Raw genomic sequence first — 20,666 nt, forward strand, 5'->3', positions numbered from 1 at the left:
CCCGGTGGCTCGCAATGACGGCCTAACCGGCGGTCCTTTCAAACAACTGCCGGACCAGCGTCGTGATCCGGCCCTGCGGCGCCAGCATCTCGTTCAGAATTGAGAAATGGTTGGCGCCGGCGATCTCCTCATAGGTCACCGGCAGGCCGTAGCGGGCACGATGGCCGGCGAAATCCGCGGTCTGCTTGCGCAGCAGCGGCAGTTCGGCGCTGCCGACCACCAACGACAGCGGTTTTGCCGGGCCGCCCTCCTGCATCATCGGCGAGTTGCGCCGCGACGTGGCTTCGTCGAGCTTGAGCTTGTCGTTGAGATAGGAGTGCCTGATCACCTCGAGATCGTAGATACCCGAGATCGCCATGCCCGCCCGGACATGCTGATGCGACAGCGCCATCGCCGTCAAATGCCCGCCCGCGGACCAGCCCGACACCACGATGCCGCCGGCCGCGGCGCCGAGGCCGGGCAAGCGGCCAACCAGGAAATCGATCCCGGCATGAATTTCCGCGACGATCTCGTCGAGCGTCGCGTCCGGCGCCAGCGTGTAGCCGATCAGCGCGACGTTGATGCCGTGCGCCATCGGCCCCTCGGCGAAGATCGAAAACACCTCCTTGGCGCGGCTCTGCCAGTAGCCGCCGTGGATGAACAGCAGCGTCGGCGCGCCGTCGCGCGCTTTGAGGAAATCGATCCGGTTGCGCTCGCGCGGGCCGTATCTGAGGTCGAGATGGTCCGGATGCTGCTGGCGCAGCGCGGCCGAGCGCTGCTCCCAGCCGGCGACGAGCTCGGCGCTGCCGGCCACCGCGGCACTGTTGTTGAGGCCGAGATCGCGCGCCTCTTGGCTCATTCCGCGCCAGTCGAGCGCGGAAAACAATGCTGCCATTCGCCTCTCCCTCGTTTGCGTCGCATTGCCACGACCGCCGAAAATGTTCTACAGCAAGCTCAAACAGAAAACACAGGAGCAACGGCGCATGGCTGATCAGGGCTTGGTGAAGGAAACGGCATGCGCCGTGGTCGATAAACTGAAGGCCGGCGACGTCTCCCCGCTCGAGCTGCTCGACGTGCTGGAGACGCGCATCGCCGCGGTCGACGGCAAGGTCAACGCGCTGCCGACGCTGTGCTTCGATCGTGCCCGCACCCACGCGAAAACGCTGATGCAAAAGCCGGCGGCCGAGCGCGGGCTGCTTGCGGGCCTGCCGGTCCCGATCAAGGACCTCACCAATGTCGCGGGCGTGCTGACCACGCAGGGCTCGCCAATCTTCAAGGACACCGTCCCGGCGAAATCCGACATCCTGGTCGAACGTCTCGAAGACAATGGCGCGGTGATCTACGCCAAGTCGAACACGCCGGAGTTCGGCGCGGGCGCCAACACCTTCAACGAGGTGTTCGGCTTTACCCGCAATCCCTGGGATACGTCGCGCTCGGCCGCTGGCTCCTCCGGCGGCGCCGCGGCGGCACTGGCCAGCGGCACGGCGTGGCTCGCGCACGGCTCCGACATGGGCGGCAGCCTGCGCAATCCGGCGAGCTTCTGCGGCATCGTTGGCCTCCGGCCGAGCATCGGCCGCGTCGCGCACACCGTCGCCGCCGCGGTCGACCGCAATCTCGGCGTCCAGGGCCCGATGGCGCGCAACGTCGAGGATCTCGCGCTGCTGCTCGATGCCATGAGCGGCGAACATCCCGGCGATCCGCTGTCGCTGCCCTCGCCCGCGACGTCGTTCTTGTCTGCCGCGCGCTCGGGCAACAAGCCGAAGCGCATCGCCTATTCACCCGATCTCGGCATCACGCCTGTCGATCCCGAGGTCAAGGCGGTCACGCGCAGGGCGGCGGAGCGTTTTGCCGAGCTAGGCGCCATCGTCGAGGAAGCCCATCCCGACCTGCGCGAGGCCCATGAATGCTTCCACGTGCTGCGCGCGTTCGACTTCGCGATCAGCAAGGCCCAGCTGTTGCGCACCAAGCGCGACCTGCTGAAGCCGGAAGTGATCTGGAACATCGAGGAGGGCCTGAAGCTCACGGTCGAGCAACTCGAGCGCGCCGAGGCGCAGCGCGTGGCGCTGGCCGCGCGCACGCTCGAATTCTTCGACAGCTACGACCTGCTGCTGGCGCCTGCGACCATCGTGCCGCCATTCCCGGTCGAGAATCGCTATGTCGCCGAATGCGACGGCAAGAAGTTCGACAATTACGTCGAGTGGCTCGGCATCGTCTATGCGATCACGCTGGCCTGCTGTCCTGCGCTGTCGCTGCCCTGCGGCTTCACCGCCTCGGGCCTGCCGGTCGGTTTGCAGATGTTGGCCAAGCCGCGCGCCGAGGCGCAGCTGCTCGCCGGCGCGAAAGTGCTGGAGGATATTCTGGGCGTGCGCGGCACCACCCCGATCGATCCGCGGCCACCGAGGTAGAGCCTCGCTCTCCATCTCGTCATTGCGAGCGAAGCGAAGCAATCCATGCTTCAGCATGTGCGGAGCGATGGATTGCTTCGTCGCTTCGGGGCAAAATTGCTTTGCAATTTTGCCCCGAGCTCCTCGCAATGACGCGGTGTGGCGCCGAAGCGACGGCCTACGCCTGCTCTTCCGCCGCCTTCAACGCGATGGCGAGCGCCTGCTTGGTCTGCTCGACAATCTCGTCGGCCAGTTCCTCGATGCTGATCTGGGCGACCTCACCGGTGAGCAGTCCCTGCTCGGCCAGCATCACGATGCCGTGCAGGCCGGCCCAGATCTTCAGGGCCTGCCGCTCGCGCAGCAGCCCGACGGCCGGGGCCTCGAATGACTCGATCAGCAGCGCCAGCGTTTCCATCGCCGCGGTGTGCAGCTCGCTGCCCTCGGGCGCGCAGGCCATGGTGCGCGAAGCAAACATCAAACGGTAGATGCCGTGGCGCTGCAGCCCGAAGGCAAGCGACGCCTGGGCAAAGCGCGACAATTTCGACCCCTTGCCCGGCGCCTCGATCACCTCGCGCATCATCACGTTGAACTGCCGGAACGCTTCCGCGGTCACCGCCTGCAACAGCGCGTCGCGGTCGGCAAAATGCCGATACGGCGCCGGCTGCGAGACGCCGAGCTGCTTGGCCAGCGCCTTGATGCTGATCGCCTCCGGCCCGCCGAGCTCGACCTCCTGCAGCGCGGCCTGGATCAGGGCCTCGCGAAGATCGCCATGGTGGTAGGTCTTGAACGGCTTGCGAACGATTTGTCCCATTGCGGCACTGGTTAAGGGTCCGGCAGTCACGGATGGCGATCATCATGCTTGCGTATTCAGGCACTTAGCCTTCCTTAACAGCAATTAAGCAGGAAACGCGAAACGACGCTACCCATTCCCGGGATCGCCGAGGTGGATGGGTTAACGGGGTCCGCCCTGCTCCCAGAAGGACGCCGGTTTCCGTGGCGGAGCAATTAGATAGCCAGCAGCCGATGCTGTCCTAGGCCTTCTCGCCGAGCGCCTTCAGGACCGCGAGACACTCGGACTTCATGCCGGCCATGATGTCGCGGACAGGCTGCTCCTGCTTGATCCGGCCGACAATCTGCCCGGACATGTAGCCCATGTAGTCGACCGCATTGGCCAGTTCGAGGCGCTTCAGCGCGGGGGCAACCAGCAGCTTCTGGGCGGCGAGCGGCAACGGCTGCGGCGCGCCGGGCGCGTCCCAGGCATCGGTCCACTTGCTGCGCAGGCCGCGCAACGGCTTGCCGGTGTCGTATTTGCGCTGAATCGCGTCTTGTGACCGGGCCGCCAGAAACCGCTTGCGCATGTCGGGCGACAGCTCGCTCTGCGACGAGCCAAGCCAGATCGTGCCGCACCAGACGCCCTCGGCGCCGAGCGCGAAGGCGGCGGCGACGTGTCGCCCACTGCCGACGCCGCCCGCGGCGAGCACCGGGATCGGCGCGACCGCGTCGACCACATCGGGCCACAGCACCATCGAGGAGATCGTGCCGGTGTGTCCGCCCGCCTCGCTGCCTTGCGCCACAATCAGGTCGACGCCCGCCTGCACATGCTTGAGCGCATGCTCGGCGCTGCCGGCCATCGCACCGACCTTGATGCCGCGACTGTGCAGCCGCTCGACCACATAGGCCGGGGGCGCCCCCATCGCGCTCAGCACGAACTTCGCCTGCGGATGGCGGACCACGATCTCCAGCACCTCGAGCACGCCCTCTTCGGTGTGGCCATGGCCCGGCGGCTTCTCGCGCAGCATCTCGGCCTCGACCTCCGGCGGCAGCGGCGGAATTCCGGCGTCGTCAAGCAACTTCTCGACGAAATCGATATGCTCCTTCGGCAGCGCCTTGAGGCGCTCCGACATCGGAACCACCTGCCCGACCTTGTTGGCGAACAGCACGTCGATACAGTAGGGCCGCCCGCCCGTCCTTGCATCCATGTCGGTCAGGATGCGCTCGAGCTCGTCCGGCTGATAATAGCTTGCCGCCAGCGCGCCCATGCCGCCGGCATTGGTCACCTCGATCGCGACTTCCGGCTTGTGCGTGAAGCCGAAGATCGGGACCTCGATCCCGAACATCTCGGTGATACGATTCTGCATGTGCGCTCCAGTCTTCAATTGATGCGCGACGTCAGAGCCTGGACTCGCGCCGCCGTTTCTTCATCCACTGCCATCTGCCCGCATCGCCTCGTTGCTCATCACAACGCGCGCGCAATCAGCTCCTTCATGACCTCATTGGAGCCGCCCCAGATCTTCTGGATGCGACCGTCGCTCCACATCCGCGCGATCGGATAGTCGAGCATGTAGCCGTAGCCGCCGTGCAGCTGCATGCAGTTGTCGATGATCTCGCACTGCTTCTCGGTCGCCCACCATTTCGCCATCGCGGCGGTCTCCGCATCGAGCGTTCCGGCGATCAGCCGCTCGATGCAGCTCTCGACGAATGTGCGTGTGACCGATAGGGCAGTCTTGGCTTCGGCCAGCACCATCCGCGTGTTCTGGAACTCGATCAGCCGCTTGCCGAACACCTCGCGCTGCTTGACGTAGGCGACGGTTTCATCGAGCGCGGCCTCGCTCAAGGCGAGCGCCTGCATCGCGATATTGATGCGCTCTTTTGCCAGTTGCTCCATCAACTGATAGAAGCCGCGGCCCTCGACGCCGCCGAGCAGATTGTCAGCCGGCACCCGCGCATCGTCGAAGAACAGTTCTGCCGTGTCCTGCGCCTTGAGGCCGACCTTGTCGAGCCGGCGGCCGCGCCGGAACCCGGCGGTCGTCTCGGTCTCGACGACCAGCAGGCTGAAGCCGCGAACACCGTTGTCCTTGGCCACATCGGTCTTGACCGCGAGGCAGATCAGGTCGGCGGTGTGGCCGTGGGTGATGAAGGTCTTCTGACCGTTGACGATGTAGTCGTTGCCGTCGCGGCGCGCGTGGGTCCTGATCGCCCTGACGTCGGATCCGGCGCCCGGCTCGCTCATGGCAAGCGCCGCGACCAGATCGCCGCGCGCCATGCGCGGCAGCCAGCGGCGCTTCTGCGCCTCGGTGCCGTATTGCGAAAAATACGGCGCCAGGATCACGTTCTGCAGCGGGATGCTGAAATCGGGAAACGCGATCCGCGCCAGCTCCTCGATGATGACGGCCTCGTGCCAGAAATTGCCGCCACCGCCGCCATACTCTTCCGGCGCACTGGCGCAGAGCAGGCCGAGCGCGCCGGCCCTGCGCCACAGATCGCGGTCGATATATCCTCTCGCACGCCATGCATCGGCATTCGGCGCGACCTGATCCGCCAGGAAGCGGCGAACATTCGCACGGAAGAGATCGAGTTCGGCGCTATCGCGCGTCGCGGTCATGCACCCGGTCCGCAATCATTGACTGGCGAGCGGGCAACCGCCCTGGTCGAGTGGCCGCACCGCCTTGTCGGCGGGAATCACAGCGATCTGCTTGTAATAGTCCCACGCGGCCTTGGATTCCTTCGGCGACTTGACCTCGAACAGATAGAGGTCGCGCAGCACGCGGCCATCGGCGCGGAGCTTTGCGTTGTGCGACATGAAGTCGTTGATCGGCAGCTCCCGCATCTTGGCCATCACCTTGTCGGGATCCTTCGAGCCGACCGCCTTGACGGCTTTCAGATAGTGGTTGACGACGCTATAGGCGCCGGCCTGCACCTGCGTCGGCATCGCCTTCATCCGCTCGTAAAACCGTTTTGCAAATACGCGCGTCTCGTCGTTCTGGTCCCAATAGAACGCTTCGGCGACGATGATGCCCTGGGAGTCCTTGAGGCCGACGCCATGAATCGCGTCGATCGTGGCCATCAGCGCCGCAAAACGCTGGCCCTGCGCCTTCAGGCCGAACTCCTCGCCCTGCTTGAGCACGGTTGCGAGATCGGCGCCGGCTTCGACGACGCCGATCACCTTCGCCTTGGAGGACTGCGCCTGCAGCAGGAACGACGAGAAGTCCGTGGCGCCGGTCGGCGTGCGCACCGAGCCGATCACCGTGCCACCGCCGGCCTTGACCGCGGCCGTTGCGTCGCCTTCGAGGCTCGCGCCGAACACGGTGTCGTTGGTCAGGAAGAACCAGGAGTTTTCACCGCGGCTGACCAGCCCGCTGGTCGGCCCGTGCCCCAGCGAATAGGTGTCGTAGGTCCACTGCGCGACATAGGGTGAGCATTTCGCGCCGGTCAGCTCCGAGCTCGCCGCCGCGTTGAACAGCGCCAGCTTCTTCCTGGTCTTGGTCATCTCGGCAATCGCCAGTGCAAGACCGGAGAACGGCACGTCAATGATCGCGTCGACATTCTCCTCGTCGTACCACTTCCTGGCGATCGCGACGCCGACATCGACCTTGAGCTGGAAATCCGCGGAGACGATCTCGACCGGCTTGCCGAGCACGAGCCCGGCATCCTCCGCGGCGAGCTTTGCCGCCTCGACACTGCCGCGTCCGCCGGCCGCGGAATAGACCGACGACTGGTCGCCGAGCACGCCGATCTTGATCGGGGTGTCTTCGCCCGCCAGCACGGCCGCCGGCCCCGCGACGAGTAGCGCCATGACCACCGCGCCCGTCCATCTCCAAAGCATCCGCACCTCCCCGCCATTGTTTGATTATTGGCCTTCCATTGCCATGATGGCATAATTTGTCGGACGTTCAACAAAAATATTGTTGCCTTCTTTCAGGGTCGCCTTAGGATCGGTCTCGACGCCAGAATAAAGCGGAGGCCAACGTGCCTGCCCGCACGAGGGAACCCGCACGTCGATGCGTTCCATCGAAAGACCAAGACGGCGGCTCGTTGGATCCGGCCTGGCTCGAGCACCGGACCGGCGAGCAAGGAAGCGGGAGAAAGACGACAGGTGGCCGAGACGATCTTCGAAGCATTTCGCGCGAGCGTGGCAGCGGCGCCGCGCAATGCCTTCATCTGCGTTCCCGCGGGCACGTCCTACGCATCCGACGGACTGGAATGGAGCTACGACGAGGTCATGCAACTCGTTGCGCCGCTTGCCGAACGCTACAGGCAAGCGGGCTACGGGCTCGGGCACCGCGTCGCTTTGCTGGTCGAGAACCGGCCGGACTATTTTGTGCATCTGCTTGCGCTCAACGCCGTCGGCGCGAGCGTGGTGCCGGTCAATCCCGACCATCGGCACGCCGAGCTGCTCTACCAGATGCAGCACAGCGGCGTGGTGCTCGCGGTCACCCTTCGCCACCACGTCGAGCGATTGACGGCGGTCGCGGCCGAACTGGCGGACCAATTCGCCGTCGTCACCGCGGAAGACTTGCCGGAACGTTTGCCCTCGCCGTCACGACCGACGGCATCCGGATCGCTGAATCGGACCACCGAGGCCGGCGTGTTCTACACATCCGGCACCACCGGCCGCCCGAAGGGCTGCCTGGTCACCAACGACTACTGGCTCTCCGCCGGCGAATGGTTCTTCACGCTGGCAAACAGCGGCGGCCGCTTTTCGATCGAGCCGGGCACCGATCGCTTGTTCAACCCGATGCCGGTCTTCCATGTCCACGCCGGCGTCGTCGCGCTGATGCCGATGCTGCTGTCGCAGGGCTGCGTGATCCGTCCCGAGTATTTTTCGGCGAAGCGCTGGTGGAACGAGGTGTCGAGCAGCCGCGCCACCATCGTTCACTACATCGGGGCCGTGCCGCAGGCGCTGGTCGCGCTGGAACGATCCGCCGACGAGCGCGCACACACGGTCCGGTTCGGCTTCGGTGCCGGAATGGAGCCCGCCATTCACCGCGAATTCGAACAACGCTTCGGCATTCCCCATCTCGAGGTCTGGGGCATGACAGAAGTCGGCCGCTGGACGGCAAACGATCACGAGCCGCGCCCGATTGGCGTCCGTGCGATCGGACGCGCCGTTGCGCCACTGCAGGCGAAGGTGATCGACGAAGATGGCCGCGACGTTGCCGCAGGAGCCGAGGGCGAACTCGTGGTTCGACTGGCGGGCGACGATCCGCGCAAGGGCTTTTTCGCCGGGTACCTCGACGACGAAGCGGCGACGGAAGCCGGCTGGCGCGGCGGCTGGTGGCATTCGGGCGACGTCGTCCGCCAGGACGAAGGCGGCATCATCTATTTCGTCGACCGCCGCAAGAACATGATCCGGCGCTCCGGCGAGAACATCGCGGCCACCGAGGTGGAAACCGTGCTGTGCAGGCATCCCGGCGTCGCGCAGATCGCGATCCTCGCCGTACCGGACGAAAAGGCAGGCGAAGAAATCTTTGCCTGCGTGGTTCCTGCCTCCGGCCGCACGGCGGATCGTGCGCTTGCCCACGACATCGTCGATTACTGCAACACGCAGCTGGCCTACTACAAGGCGCCGGGCTGGATGCTGTTCATGGACCGCATGCCGGTGACCGCAACGCAGAAGATCAACAAGGCACAGATCTTCGAGCCCGGACTGGATCCGCGGACGATCGTTGGAACGATCGATCTGCGCGCGATGAAGAAGCGCAGGTAGGGACAGCCGTCAGCTTGGCATCGGCGATGCACGCCGCGCCCTATGATTTGCGCGACTTGCGAAAGAACGCATCCAGCAGGTCATGGCAGGCCGCCTCGCCTTCCGCTGACGACACCGTCGTTGGATCGGCAGCCCAGCCGGCCCACATCCCTTCGGTGAGCTGCGTCAGCGTCATCGCCAGGCGGTCGGCGTTGATCCGCACACCGCGCGCGTCGGCGGCGCGCCGCATCAGATGCGCCAGTCCACGGCGGTACGGCCGGTAGAGTTGCTGGTAGATCTCGGCGAGCTCGGGAGACCAGTGCGACGTGCTGGCCAGCGCGACCCAGACCAGCACGCGTTCAGGCGTGAACACCGGCGCACGGAAGCTCGCGGTCACCACGGCGTGCAAACGATCCAGCGGGTCCGGGCCCGCCGCTTCGGCGGCGGACCGCGTGGCCTGCTCGAAATCCTTCGCCACCTCGCCGACGGCGTGCAGCAGCAACGCATCCTTGCCCGGGAAGTAATGGCCAATCAGGCCGCGCGAAAAGCCGGCGGCCTCGCAGATCGTCGCAACGGTGACATCCTTGTAGCCGTGTTCGGCAATCGCCTTCATCACCGCGACGACGAACTCTTGCCGTTTCAGTCCCTGATCGGACGATCCCACCGGACGCCCCCGCGGCCGCTTCTCCTCCTTTTGCAAACAGTCTTCTCCCTGTCAGGCACCGGCACGCGCAGCCTGATGACTCCATCACCCGAATTTGTTTGAATGTCCATCCAATTCCCGAGGCCTTCGAGGCGCTTGAATTTTTGCTTGACGGACAAGCGAAGCGATAATGTAATATGATATAACTTGGCGAGGCTGCCCTGCAATTCGCCCAAGCAAGCCAGAACTTGCAATAAGCTTTGGGAATGAGGAAACCGGCGCGCCCTGTTGCGCGCGAGAGCCTGAGGGAGAGCGCTTGCATGTCCAAGCTGAAGATCCGCGTCGACCAGGACAAGTGCCAGGGTCACGCCCGCTGCAAATCACTCGCCCCGGAGCTGTTCGAGCTCGACGAATACGGCAACGCCCATGAGGTCGGCGACGGCACGGTGCCGGCCGGGCTCGAGGACAAGGCGTGGCTGGCGCAGACCAATTGCCCCGAGATCGCGATCGAAGTCACCGAGGAATAGCACCGAGCGCCGGCCACGCCGCCGGCCCCGCGTTTGATCGAACGAGAAGGAAACGAGCTGATGTCCGATTCCCCGTCCGCAAGCTACCTGCCCGAACATCCCCCGGTCACCGACTGGGTCAACGATTTCGACCACACCGATCCGGTCTGGACCGAGGATCCGTTCCCGATCTGGGAGACGCTGCGCGCGGCTTCGCCAGTCGTGCACACCGAGCGCTTCCTCGGCTGCTACATGCCGACCACCTATCAGGCGGTGAAGGAGATCGCCTACGACACCGAGCATTTCTCCTCGCGCCGCGTCATCGTGCGCGATGTCCGCCCCGACATCACCTCCCGCGCGCCGCCGATCACCTCCGATCCGCCGGAGCACAAGCCGGCCAAGCAGGTGCTGCTGCCGCCCTTCACGCCGGATGCGATGAAGCGGCTGGAGCCGCGGGTGCGCGCGATCTGCAACGAGCTGATCGACGAGTTCATCGCCGACGGCGGCTGCGACGCCGCGGCGCGCTACACCAAGCACATCCCGGTGCGCGCCATCGCGCATATGCTGGGCATCCCCGAAAAGGACGGCGACCTCTTCATCAAGTGGATCCATCAGATCCTCGAGCTCGGCATCAAGGACGACAACGAGCTGATGAACGGCGTGCGCGAGATGACCGGCTACTTCATGGCCCATCTCGAGCAGCGCAAGCTTGAGCCGGGCGACGATCTGATCTCGCAGCTGCTGCGGGCGAAAGGGCCGGGCGGCCAGCCGCTCTCCGACGAGCACGTACTCGGCTCGCTGCGGCTGCTCTTGATCGCCGGCATCGACACCACCTGGAGCGCGATCGGCTCCTCGCTCTGGCACCTCGCGAGGACGCCCGCCGACCGCGAGCGGCTGGTCGCCGAGCCCGCGCTGATGCCGACCGCGATCGAGGAATTCTTGCGCGCCTATTCGCCGGTGACGATGGCGCGCGAGGTGATGAAGGAGACCACGGTCTCCGGCTGCCCGGTGAAATCCGGCAACATGGTGCTGCTGTCGTTCCCGGCGGCCAACCGTGACCCTGCGATGTTCCCCGACGCCGACAAGGTGGTGATCGACCGCAAGGAGAACCGCCACGCCGCCTTCGGCCTCGGGATCCACCGCTGCGTCGGTTCCAATTTGGCGCGGATGGAGATGACGGTTGCGATCGAGGAGTGGCTGAAGCGGATCCCGGATTTCCGCCTCGACCCGGCCGGCAAGGTGACGTGGTCCGAAGGCACGGTGCGCGGCCCGCGTCAACTGCCAATCCTGTTCGGCAAGCCCGCCTGAGGCGGCAGCTCGAGCAGTTACATCGCCTACCCGATGGGGTAGCTTGCCCGGAATCGAACCGACGAGTCCGGGAGGCACCGCATGACCGATCAAACCGCTCAGCCCGCGAGCGATCATCTCGACATCCAGGACGTCGAGCGGCGGGTGAAGGCGATCTTCATCGGCTCGGTCGGCAATCTCGTCGAGTGGTACGACTTCTACGCCTATACGGCGTTCGCGCTGTATTTCGCCCCGGCGTTCTTCCCGCACAGCGATCCGGTCGTGCAGCAGCTCAACGCCGCGGTGCTGTTCGCCGCGACCTTTCTGATGCGCCCGCTCGGCGGCTGGCTGTTCGGCTTCATCGCTGATCGTTACGGCCGCCGGCTGTCGTTGACGCTGTCGGTGGTCTGCATGTGCTTCGGCTCGCTGATCATCGCGGTGACGCCGACTTACGAGACCATCGGCATCGCCGCGCCGGCGATCCTGGCACTGGCACGCATCATCGAGGGCCTCAGCTTAGGGGGCGAATATGGCGCCAGCGCCACCTATCTCAGCGAGGTCGCCGATCCCAAGCACCGCGGCTTCTATTCCAGCTTCCAGTACGTCACGCTGATCGGCGGCCAGCTCACCGCCATCATCGTGCTGCTGCTGCTGCAGAAGGTGTTTTTGACGCCCGAGGAGCTGAAGGCCTGGGGCTGGCGAATTCCGTTCGTGATCGGCGCCCTGCTCGCGGTCGTCGCGGCGGTGATGCGGCGCAGCCTGCATGAGACCGAGGCCTTCGTCGAGGCCAAGAAGGTCTCCAAGCCGACCGGTTCGATCGTCGGCCTGCTGAACTATCCCCGCGAATTGCTGCTGGTGGTCGGCCTCACCGCCGGCGGCACCGCGGCGTTCTACACCTTCACCACCTACATGCAGACCTTCGTGAAATTGTCGGTCGGGCTGACCGAGGATCAGACCACCTTCGTGATCTTCGGCTCGCTGATCTTCGCGACCATCCTGCAGCCGATCTATGGCGGGCTGTCCGACCGCATCGGCCGCAAGCCGCTGCTGATCTTCTTCGGTCTCGTCGGCACGATCTCGACCGTCCCGATCCTGACCACGCTGAAGGAGACCAAGTCGCCCTTCATCGCGTTCCTGCTGATTTGCGGCGCCTGGATCTTCGTCGCCGGCTACACCTCGATCAACGCGATCGTGAAGGCCGAGCTGTTCCCGACCAACGTCCGCGCGCTCGGCGTCGGCCTGCCCTATGCGATCACGGTGTCGATCTTCGGCGGCACCGCGCCCGCGGTCGCGCTGTATTTCAAGAGCGTCGGGCACGAGGACTGGTTCTACTACTATCTCAGCGGCATGATCTTCCTGTCGCTGATCATCTATTCGACCATGCGCGACACCAAGCACGCGTCCGCGATGCATCGCCACGAGTAGCGGAGCACGCCGATGACCGACGACAACGAGCCGCCCGAGAGCAAGCTGACGCGCAGCAAGCAGCGCTGGGCGCGCGAAGGCAAATTCCTCACCGGCAAGATCACCCGGCCGGAGGAGCAGCGCCTGCCGCCGGGCCAGCATCTGACCCGCGACTGGCCGGTGCTCGACCTCGGGATGCTGCCCAACGTCACGCAGGAGCACTGGCGGCTCGACGTCTTTGGTGCGGTCGAGCAGACGATCTACTGGACCTTTGCGCAATTCCAGGCGCAGCCGCAGACGCAGTTCGTCTCCGACATCCACTGCGTCACGACCTGGTCGCGCTACGACAATCAGTGGGAAGGGCTTGCCACCCGCGACCTGCTCGCCGCCTGCCGGCCGCGCGAGGAAGCGCGCTTCGTCGTGCTGCATAGCTATGACGGCTATACGACGAACCTGCCGCTCGAGGATTTCGCCGCCGAGGACGCGCTGCTCGCCCATAGCTCGTCGGGCAAGCCGCTGGAGCACGAGCATGGCGGCCCGGTGCGCCTCGTGGTGCCGCATCTGTATTTCTGGAAGAGCGCCAAATGGCTGCAGCGGATCGAATTCGTCGCCGACGATGCGCCAGGCTTCTGGGAGGTCCGCGGCTATCACAATCGCGGTGATCCCTGGACCGAACAGCGCTATTCTGAAGACTGACTGTCCTCACCTCTCCCATAGGGAGAGGTCGGCGCGAAGCGCCGGGTGAGTGGTTACGGTCCCTCGATAGAGCGAAACCCCTCACCCGAATTTCTCGCTATGCTCGAAATTCGACCTCTCCCTATGGGAGAGGTGAAACCTCCGGAGACCAAGATGCCGCACGAACGCTTTCAATTCACTGGTGAGGGCGGCCATCAGCTTGCCGCCGCGCTCGATAGCCCCGACGGCCCGATCAAGGCCTATGCGCTGTTCGCGCACTGCTTCACCTGCGGCAAGGATGTGCTGGCGGCCAAGCGGATCGCGGTCGCGCTCGCGGCAAAAGGCATCGCCACGTTGCGCTTCGATTTCACCGGCCTCGGCTCCAGCGAGGGCGATTTCGCCAATTCGACCTTCTCGTCCAACGTCGCCGATCTGGTCCGCGCCGCCGACCATCTGCGCGAGACGCGGCGGGCGCCCGCGATCCTGATCGGCCACAGCCTCGGCGGCGCCGCGATTCTGGCGGCCGCAGGGCAGATTCCCGAGGCGAAAGCGGTCGCCACCATCGCCGCGCCCTCCGATCCCGGCCACGTCACGCATTTCTTCAAGGATCAGATTGAGGACATCCGCGCCCAGGGCGAGGGCCAGGTGTCGCTCGCCGGCCGCCCGTTCCGCATCAAGCGCGAATTCCTCGACGACGTCGCCGAGCACAATCTGATGGCGCAGGTGAAAGCGCTGCACAAGGCGCTGCTGGTGATGCACTCGCCGACCGACGACACCGTCGGCATCGACAACGCCACCAACATCTTCATCGCCGCCAAGCATCCCAAGAGCTTCGTCTCGCTCGCGGGCGCCGACCATCTCCTCAGCGGCAAGCAGGATGCCGCCTATGTCGCCGGCGTGATCGGCGCCTGGGCCGAGCGCTACATCGACCTTGCCGCACAGCCGGCGGCCGAGGCCGCGACCGGCCCGCGCAACGTCGTGGTGCAGGAGACCCGCGCCGGCAAGTTCCAGCAGATCGTGACCGCCGGCCCGCACCGCCTGCTGGCCGACGAACCGGTTGCGGTCGGCGGACAGGATTCCGGTCCCGGTCCCTATGACTTCGTGCTCGCCGGGTTAGGTGCCTGCACCTCGATGACGATGCGGATGTATGCCGACCGCAAATCGCTGCCGCTCGATCGCGTCACCGTGACGCTGACGCACAGCAAGATCCATGCGCAGGATTGCGCGGAATGCGAGACCCGCGAGGGCATGCTCGACCAGATCGACCGCGTGATCAGGATCGAGGGCACGCTCGACGCCGACCAGCGCAAGCGGCTGATGGAGATCGCCGACAAATGCCCGGTGCACAAGACGCTGACCTCGGAGGTGCGGATCGTCACCAGGGCCGCGGAGTAGGCCTGCGACGCAGCAGGATGGCCGGGCCGTAGGGGCACTGACAAAAATGCCGAAAAACAACCCCATGCAAAGTAGCCGGCGGCCCGCGCCGGCGTTCGACAAGGCCACTTGACACGTCGGGCAACTCACCGATATCCTTCCAATATTCCGAAATCGCGCCCGGTGCCCCTCGCGTCTACCCGCGCGCCGCGCGCTTGCCGGCGAGGCAGTGCGCCATGGTCCGCACCGCGGCGCCGATCTCGTTCTCGCGCCAGGCCGCAAAACCGAGCAGCAGGCCGAAATCGTGCGGCCGCTCCAGCGCCAGGCTCGACAGTGCACGCACCTCGACGCCGGCGGCGACCAGGCGCGTCACGGCGTCCCGGTCGGCACGGCCGTCCTTGAAGCGGGCGATCAGCTGCATGCCGCCCGGAGGGATCTCGGCCGCGAGCACCGCACCGAGCTGCCGCGCCAGCGCCGCTGCGAGATGGTCGCGGCGCGACCGGTAGATGCGCCGCATCCGCCGGACATGCGCCAGAAAGTGCCCGTCGGCCATGAAGTCGGCGAGCGCCTCCTGGACATGCACGGAGGCGATCAGCCCGAGATGCCGCTGCGCGATCTCGATGGTCCGCGCCAGCTGCGGCGGCACCACCAGGTAGCCGATGCGGATATCGGCGGTCATCGCCTTGGCAAAGGTGCCGAGATAGAGCACGCGCCCGTCGCGATCGAGCCCCTGCAGCGCCGGCATCGGCCGGCTGTCGTAGTGAAACTCGCCGTCGTAATCGTCTTCGACGATCCATGTCTTGCCCGGCTCGGCGGCCGCCAACAGCTCGGTGCGGCGCGCCACCGGCATCAGCCGTCCGGTCGGATGCTGGTGCGACGGCGTGGTGAAGATCAGCTTTGGCGCCCGCCTCTCGCCGGTGCGCGTCATGCCCCATTGGTCCAGCCTGATGCCGACGACATCGGCACCGGCGGCGCGAAACGCCGCCGCGGCGCCGGGATATCCGGGGTCCTCGGTCCAGACTGCATCGCCAGGTACGACGGTGGTGGCGGCGATCAGCGTCAGCGCCGCCTGCGCCGTCGGCAGGATCAGGATCTGATCGGCCTCGGCGCGGACACCGCGGTTGACTTCGAGATAATCGCGCAACGCTTCGCGCAGGCCCGGCCGGTTGATCACGGTCTGGTCGTTGAAGCGCCGGCGCAGCGCGCTGCGGCGCAGGCAGCGCGCCCAGAGCTCGTGCGGAAACTCGCGGGTGTCGGCAAGTCCCGGACGGAGCGGCCGGACATTTGCTTGATATGACAGCGGCCAGTCGGTCTCCGTGAGCCGCAAAGCCCAGGGCGATAACAGCGGCTTGCGCCCGCCGTCGTGTCTTGGCACCGGCGCCGCCCTGACGAACCGCTCCTCGATATCGTCAGTCACCACCGGCCGGCGTCGCGCGGTGATCCGCAGATAGCCTTCCGCCGCGAGCTGCTCATAGGCATGTGTGACCGTGTTGCGCGCCACACCGAGCTCGGCCGCGAGCTGCCGGCTCGACGGCAACACGGCGCCTCGTCTGATCCGGCCGCCCGCGATCAGCGTGCGGAGCTGTTGCGTCATCTGCGCAACCAGGCCCGCAGCGTCCGAGCGTTTCAGCACGAGCAATTCGGCGAGGATCACTTTGGTTCTCTCGTAACTGGCTCTCTTGTTCTGTCAAATCTGGCCCTTTCGAGAGAGCCAGCGCGATCCTATTCACAATGCGTGTCGCCTGCAAGGAAACTGCCGTGAATCAGTCCCTCTCCCCCGCCAAGGCCGCCGCCCTGTTCATCGTCGTGGTGCTCGCCTGGGGCATCAACTGGTCGGTGACGAAATCGCTGGTCCAGGCGGTGCCGCCGCTGTGGACCGCATCGATCCGGAGCTGGGTCGCGCTGATCGCTTTGCTGGTGATCCTGCGCGCCAGCGGCAACCTGATCATTCCGCGGATCGCCGACATCCCGGTCGTGCTCAGCGTGGCGCTGCTGCACATGACATTCTTTTCGACGCTGGTTGCCGCCGGCCTGCGCTATCTGCCGGCCAGCAAGGGCATCGTGCTCGGCTACACCACGCCGCTCTGGGTGGCGCTCGCCGCCGGCGCCGCGCGGACCGAGCGGCTCGGCGCGCTGAAACTGGTCGGCGTCGCCTCGGGGCTCGCCGGCCTCTGCGTGATCCTCAACCCGGCATCGCTGGACTGGAGCAATCTGCGTGTCATCGCCGGCGCCGCAATGATCATTCTGGCCGCGATCTGCTGGGCCGCGAACATCATCTACATCCGCTCGCATCGCTGGATCGCGACGCCGCTGCAGCTCTTGCTGTGGCAGGTGCTGGTGGCGACGCTGGTACTGACGATGACGGCGCTAGTCACCGAGGGCGTGCCCGACGTGAGGTGGTCGCCGCACCTCGCGCTGCTGTTCCTCTATTCCGGCTTCATCGGCACCGCGCTGGCCTATTGGGCAATGTCTGTTGTCAACAAGAGCCTGCCGGCGCTGACGACCTCGCTCGGCACGACGGGAACGCCGATCGTCGGCATTGTGAGCGCCGCGCTGCTGCTCGGCGAACCGATCGATCTCTCGCTGGCGATTGCCGCTACGCTGATCGTCGGCGGTATCGCGCTGAGCGCGTTGGCGGACGCGCCAGCGCGCGCGTAATTAGGGCCTGCATATATTCGTCACGTCCGCTTCGATCTCGGAAGCCGACGTCGAAGCCGCTATCGCTGCATGTCGGCCTTGGGCCAGAAGCCCGACCTCGCAGCTCGTAGGTAGACGCTCCTGTTCACGATGGCAAACCAGCCTTGCGCAGAGCGACGTGATACTTTTGCCAGCCAGGCGCATCGCGCCCTCCGCGAGAAATTATATCGAGTGACATTGCCGGAGCAATTCGCAGCGCCTGCTCAACTTGCTTCTGCGCCCTGGATTGGTCGCCGGACTCTGCAAGAGCGGCGGCCAAGTAAAGGTGATTGTCAAGAGAGTTCGGATTGACCTGCAGTCCCTTTTGAGCGCTGGCAATGGCACGCGAGAAATCACCCGCTGCGAAATGACATAGCGTTTCGGCGGCAAAGAACTGGCACGCCATTGGATCACGCGGGCTCAAACGAAAGGCTATCTCTGCCTGTGCCAAGCCATCCGCGGGTCGATCTAGACTGGCGTAGCCCAATCCAAGTAACGCGCGTGCCATAGCGAGATTTGGATTAAGTTGAATCGCTCTTTCCAAGAGAGGAACGCCAGGTAGAACTCGGCCCATAAACCAAGACGCGCCACCGACGAGGAACAACACGGTAGGATCGTCGCTTTGCAGACTTACCGCTGACTTGATGTCCTGAGAGGCTTGTCGTGCGTCCATTAACCAGTCACTTCCCCATTGCATATACGACCGATAAGCGAGCGAAAATGCTCTGAGTCCAAACGCTAAACCAAATTCCGGGTCGAGCTTTGATGCGCGATCAGCTAGATCATTAGCGTTTGAGATGCTCTCTCGCGTAAACGTCGCGAGCGCCATCATTCCACGCGCTACAAGTCCCCAGGCGTCTAGATTGGTTGAAGAAGAGCGCTTGAATGTCCCGGCCTCGGCTGCAAGGACCTCGGGATATACCGCGCCCACGATACCGCTCGTTACCTCATCCTGCACAAGGAAAAGGTCACTTAACTCTCGATCAAAGCGATCGGCCCAGAGCGTCTTGCCAGTCCGCGCCTCGATCAATTGGGCCGTGACACGAACTCGATTGGCAGCCTTTCGGACGCTGCCTTCCAAAATGTACCGGACGCGAAACTGTTGAGCGAGCGATGTCGGGTCCGACAACCCGACCTTCAAAGAATCGGTCGAACTCTTCGCGATGACAAAGAAGTCTCGAGTTCTTGAGAGCAACGCAATGATGTCCCCCGTCATGCCGTCCGCAAAATACTCCTGATCTGAATCGCCGCTGATGTTCTTGAACGGCAGCACCGCTATCGAGGGCTTGTCGGGGAATGGGTGACTTGAAGCGTCAACCGCGTGCGCAGCGCTTTTGGGAAGCGCCGCAGACCGTGCAGCGTAGAGCCGTACCGCTCGGTCGATGTTCTTAAGCGCCCGCTCCCCGAGGTCAACGAACGTGAACTCAGTCTTGCCTCGTATCTGTTCAAGCGCGTTGCTCGAGAGGCAGACACCGCCTGGTTCGCATTCGCTCTCAACGCGTGCAGCGATATTGACGCCGTCGCCGAAAATGTCGCCGTCATCAATGATCACGTCGCCGACGTTGATGCCTATACGAAATGTGATCTGGGGCTGATCCTGATCGCGCTTCGCCATCAATTCCTGCACCGCCATCGCGCAGGTCACAGCGTCCACCGAACTGGCAAATTCAACCAGCAAGCCGTCGCCGGTGGTCTTCACGATCCGCCCATTGTGGCGAGCTATTGCTGGGTCGAAAATTTCACGACGAATTGCCTTTAGGGCTGCCAGAGTACCGACCTCATCCGCTCCCATTAGCCGGCTATAGCCTGCCACATCAGCCGCCAAGATGGCCGCCAACCGCCGCTCTATCCTCTCATCAGCCACGGGGTCCTCACCAACTTTGCCGTCCGGGCATAAGATCATAGGAGGGCGCTTCGGGCCAGTCCTCCGTCTCTGCGGCTAAGGTGGGACGTCGGAATTGGGTCATAGGCCGCCGATAACTACCGAACTGGGCAACTTCCGCTTTATGACTGGAAGCCGACGGTTATGAGTACACGCCCTAGGCCGTCGCGAGCGGCCTGACCCGCAACGCTCCGCGCAGGCCGGCGCCGGTGCCAAGCAGGATGCCGGCAATCGCGATGAAGGACGACAGCGACAGCGTCGACAAACCGGTCAACCCCTGCCCGACCGAGCAGCCGAACGCCATCACGCCGCCGGTGCCCATCAGCGCGGCCCCGCCGGCCGAGCGCAGCATGTGCTGCGGCGACCGATAGCCTTCGAGCTGGAAACGCCCGGTGGCGAGCGCGGTGACAAGACTGCCGGCGAACACGCCGAACACGGTGACGATGCCGAAATTGAGCGTCGAGCCGGTCGACAGCATCACATATTGCAGGGCGTCGGCGATCGGCGCGACGAAGGTCAGCGAGGTCACCGGCACCGGATTGAAATCATCGGCGCCGAGATAGCCGGTGGCGTACCAGCCGGCGGCGATCAGCAGGCCGACGATCAGGCCGGCGGCGACCTGCCCGATCGACTTTCGGAACGGCGCATGCGCAAACGCGAAGATGATCAGGACGGCCGCGACCACCGATGCCGCGATCATCCGCGCCGGCACCGCGCCCAGCCCAGCGCTCGCCAGCAGCGCGGGGACCGAATTCGCTGTGACCGTCGCCTGCGAGGCCTGCACCATCGCGATCCGCGCCGGCGCGATCAGGCCCTTGAGCGTGATCTCGGCAAAAATGCCGAGCACGATCACGACGACGAAGGAGCGCAGATTGCCGCGCCCGAGCAGCACCAGCGCGCGCGAGCCGCAGCCGTTCGACAGCACCATGCCGTAACCGAACAGGAGCCCGCCGAGGAACATCACCGGCGCGGAGAACGAGGGCTGCAGGTAGATCGACTTGCCGAGGTCGACGAGGCCCGCCGCCGCCAGAAGCTGCGAGGCCGCGATCGCAACCCCCATCGCCAGCGCATAAGTGCGCCCGAGCCGGCCGTCGCCCTCCGCCCACAAGCCGCGCAGGCCGCTCATCATGCAGAAGCCGCTGACGAGGCCGACCGAGCCATAGATCAGGCCGATGATCAGCGCCGCGAGGATGACAAGGGTGGCGGGGTCCATGGAAGTCTCTCAGAGGAGTGAAGCGACGGTGCAATCCATTATCACCGCGCGCGAGGAAAGATGGATTGCTTCGCTGCGCTCGCAATGACGTGGAGATGATCGCCGCAAGATCACGCGGTCGCCAAGCGGTCTGGTGCCATGACTAATCGACTGAACGTTCAATTCAAGAGGCTTGTT

General features: G+C 65.0%; 18 protein-coding genes. 8 read left to right on the top strand and 10 right to left on the bottom strand.

The genetic code is table 11. From position 1 onward, the window contains the following. Nucleotides 1-22: 22 nt before the first annotated feature. Nucleotides 23-874 carry an alpha/beta hydrolase gene (locus tag CI41S_RS17915; RefSeq protein ID WP_139860874.1) on the bottom strand — a complete coding sequence of 284 codons (852 nt, stop codon included), beginning with the start codon at nt 872-874 and terminating at the stop codon, nt 23-25. Between the two features lie 88 nt (nt 875-962). On the opposite strand from CI41S_RS17915, the gene CI41S_RS17920 reads away from it, so the two are divergent. Beyond that, a complete protein-coding gene (locus tag CI41S_RS17920) occupies nt 963-2,384 on the top strand; it encodes an amidase (RefSeq protein WP_139860875.1) in 1,422 nt (473 codons plus the stop codon). Between the two features lie 157 nt (nt 2,385-2,541). Here CI41S_RS17920 and CI41S_RS17925 read toward each other — a convergent pair whose 3' ends face one another. The 5 genes from CI41S_RS17925 to CI41S_RS43535 all read right to left on the bottom strand — a co-directional run bounded on the left by CI41S_RS17925 (nt 2,542) and on the right by CI41S_RS43535 (nt 7,152). Then, nucleotides 2,542-3,174: a TetR/AcrR family transcriptional regulator gene (locus tag CI41S_RS17925; RefSeq protein ID WP_139482048.1), complete on the bottom strand. Its 633-nt coding sequence runs from the start codon at nt 3,172-3,174 to the stop codon at nt 2,542-2,544. A 220-nt stretch (nt 3,175-3,394) separates the two neighbouring features. Beyond that, a complete protein-coding gene (locus CI41S_RS17930; RefSeq protein WP_210242663.1) occupies nt 3,395-4,501 on the bottom strand; it encodes an NAD(P)H-dependent flavin oxidoreductase in 1,107 nt (368 codons plus the stop codon). Between the two features lie 98 nt (nt 4,502-4,599). Further along, the gene (locus CI41S_RS17935) at nt 4,600-5,745 is read right to left on the bottom strand and encodes an acyl-CoA dehydrogenase family protein (protein ID WP_139860876.1); all 1,146 of its coding nucleotides are present in this window, start codon (nt 5,743-5,745) and stop codon (nt 4,600-4,602) included. Nucleotides 5,746-5,760: 15 nt separating this feature from the next. Then, nucleotides 5,761-6,966: an ABC transporter substrate-binding protein gene (locus CI41S_RS17940; RefSeq protein WP_139860877.1), complete on the bottom strand. Its 1,206-nt coding sequence runs from the start codon at nt 6,964-6,966 to the stop codon at nt 5,761-5,763. A 24-nt stretch (nt 6,967-6,990) separates the two neighbouring features. Then, nucleotides 6,991-7,152, bottom strand: coding sequence for a hypothetical protein (locus CI41S_RS43535; protein ID WP_172628091.1), 162 nt, complete (start codon nt 7,150-7,152; stop codon nt 6,991-6,993). Nucleotides 7,153-7,236: 84 nt separating this feature from the next. On the opposite strand from CI41S_RS43535, the gene CI41S_RS17945 reads away from it, so the two are divergent. Beyond that, on the top strand, nt 7,237-8,850 hold the full coding sequence (locus CI41S_RS17945) for an AMP-binding protein (RefSeq protein ID WP_139860878.1): 1,614 nt from the start codon (nt 7,237-7,239) through the stop codon (nt 8,848-8,850). Between the two features lie 40 nt (nt 8,851-8,890). Here the strand turns inward: CI41S_RS17945 and CI41S_RS17950 are convergent, their stop codons facing one another. Beyond that, nucleotides 8,891-9,493 (bottom strand): TetR family transcriptional regulator C-terminal domain-containing protein, encoded by a 603-nt coding sequence (locus tag CI41S_RS17950; RefSeq protein WP_139860879.1) that lies wholly within the window; start codon nt 9,491-9,493, stop codon nt 8,891-8,893. 299 nt (nt 9,494-9,792) lie between these two features. On the opposite strand from CI41S_RS17950, the gene CI41S_RS17955 reads away from it, so the two are divergent. The 5 genes from CI41S_RS17955 to CI41S_RS17975 all read left to right on the top strand — a co-directional run bounded on the left by CI41S_RS17955 (nt 9,793) and on the right by CI41S_RS17975 (nt 14,739). Continuing rightward, nucleotides 9,793-9,999, top strand: coding sequence for a ferredoxin (locus CI41S_RS17955; RefSeq protein WP_038387982.1), 207 nt, complete (start codon nt 9,793-9,795; stop codon nt 9,997-9,999). 60 nt (nt 10,000-10,059) lie between these two features. Continuing rightward, nucleotides 10,060-11,286 carry a cytochrome P450 gene (locus CI41S_RS17960; protein WP_139860880.1) on the top strand — a complete coding sequence of 409 codons (1,227 nt, stop codon included), beginning with the start codon at nt 10,060-10,062 and terminating at the stop codon, nt 11,284-11,286. Between the two features lie 81 nt (nt 11,287-11,367). Further along, on the top strand, nt 11,368-12,690 hold the full coding sequence (locus CI41S_RS17965; protein ID WP_139860881.1) for an MFS transporter: 1,323 nt from the start codon (nt 11,368-11,370) through the stop codon (nt 12,688-12,690). 12 nt (nt 12,691-12,702) lie between these two features. Then, nucleotides 12,703-13,365: a sulfite oxidase-like oxidoreductase gene (locus CI41S_RS17970; RefSeq protein WP_139860882.1), complete on the top strand. Its 663-nt coding sequence runs from the start codon at nt 12,703-12,705 to the stop codon at nt 13,363-13,365. Nucleotides 13,366-13,518: 153 nt separating this feature from the next. Further along, nucleotides 13,519-14,739: a bifunctional alpha/beta hydrolase/OsmC family protein gene (locus CI41S_RS17975; protein ID WP_139860883.1), complete on the top strand. Its 1,221-nt coding sequence runs from the start codon at nt 13,519-13,521 to the stop codon at nt 14,737-14,739. 175 nt (nt 14,740-14,914) lie between these two features. Here CI41S_RS17975 and pdxR read toward each other — a convergent pair whose 3' ends face one another. Beyond that, entirely contained in the window at nt 14,915-16,369 is a 1,455-nt protein-coding gene (pdxR, locus tag CI41S_RS17980; protein ID WP_172628108.1) for a MocR-like pyridoxine biosynthesis transcription factor PdxR, read from the bottom strand. 80 nt (nt 16,370-16,449) lie between these two features. Between pdxR and CI41S_RS17985 the strand changes: the two genes are divergently transcribed. Continuing rightward, entirely contained in the window at nt 16,450-17,376 is a 927-nt protein-coding gene (locus CI41S_RS17985; protein ID WP_139860885.1) for a DMT family transporter, read from the top strand. A 124-nt stretch (nt 17,377-17,500) separates the two neighbouring features. Here the strand turns inward: CI41S_RS17985 and CI41S_RS17990 are convergent, their stop codons facing one another. Continuing rightward, nucleotides 17,501-19,258 (bottom strand): adenylate/guanylate cyclase domain-containing protein, encoded by a 1,758-nt coding sequence (locus CI41S_RS17990; RefSeq protein WP_172628092.1) that lies wholly within the window; start codon nt 19,256-19,258, stop codon nt 17,501-17,503. Nucleotides 19,259-19,433: 175 nt separating this feature from the next. Further along, complete coding sequence (locus CI41S_RS17995) at nt 19,434-20,489, bottom strand: YeeE/YedE family protein (RefSeq protein ID WP_139860887.1); 1,056 nt, start codon at nt 20,487-20,489, stop codon at nt 19,434-19,436. Nucleotides 20,490-20,666: the final 177 nt, after the last annotated feature.

It is taken from the genome of Bradyrhizobium ivorense (assembly GCF_900696085.1).
Taxonomy (GTDB): Bacteria; Pseudomonadota; Alphaproteobacteria; order Rhizobiales; family Xanthobacteraceae; genus Bradyrhizobium; species Bradyrhizobium ivorense.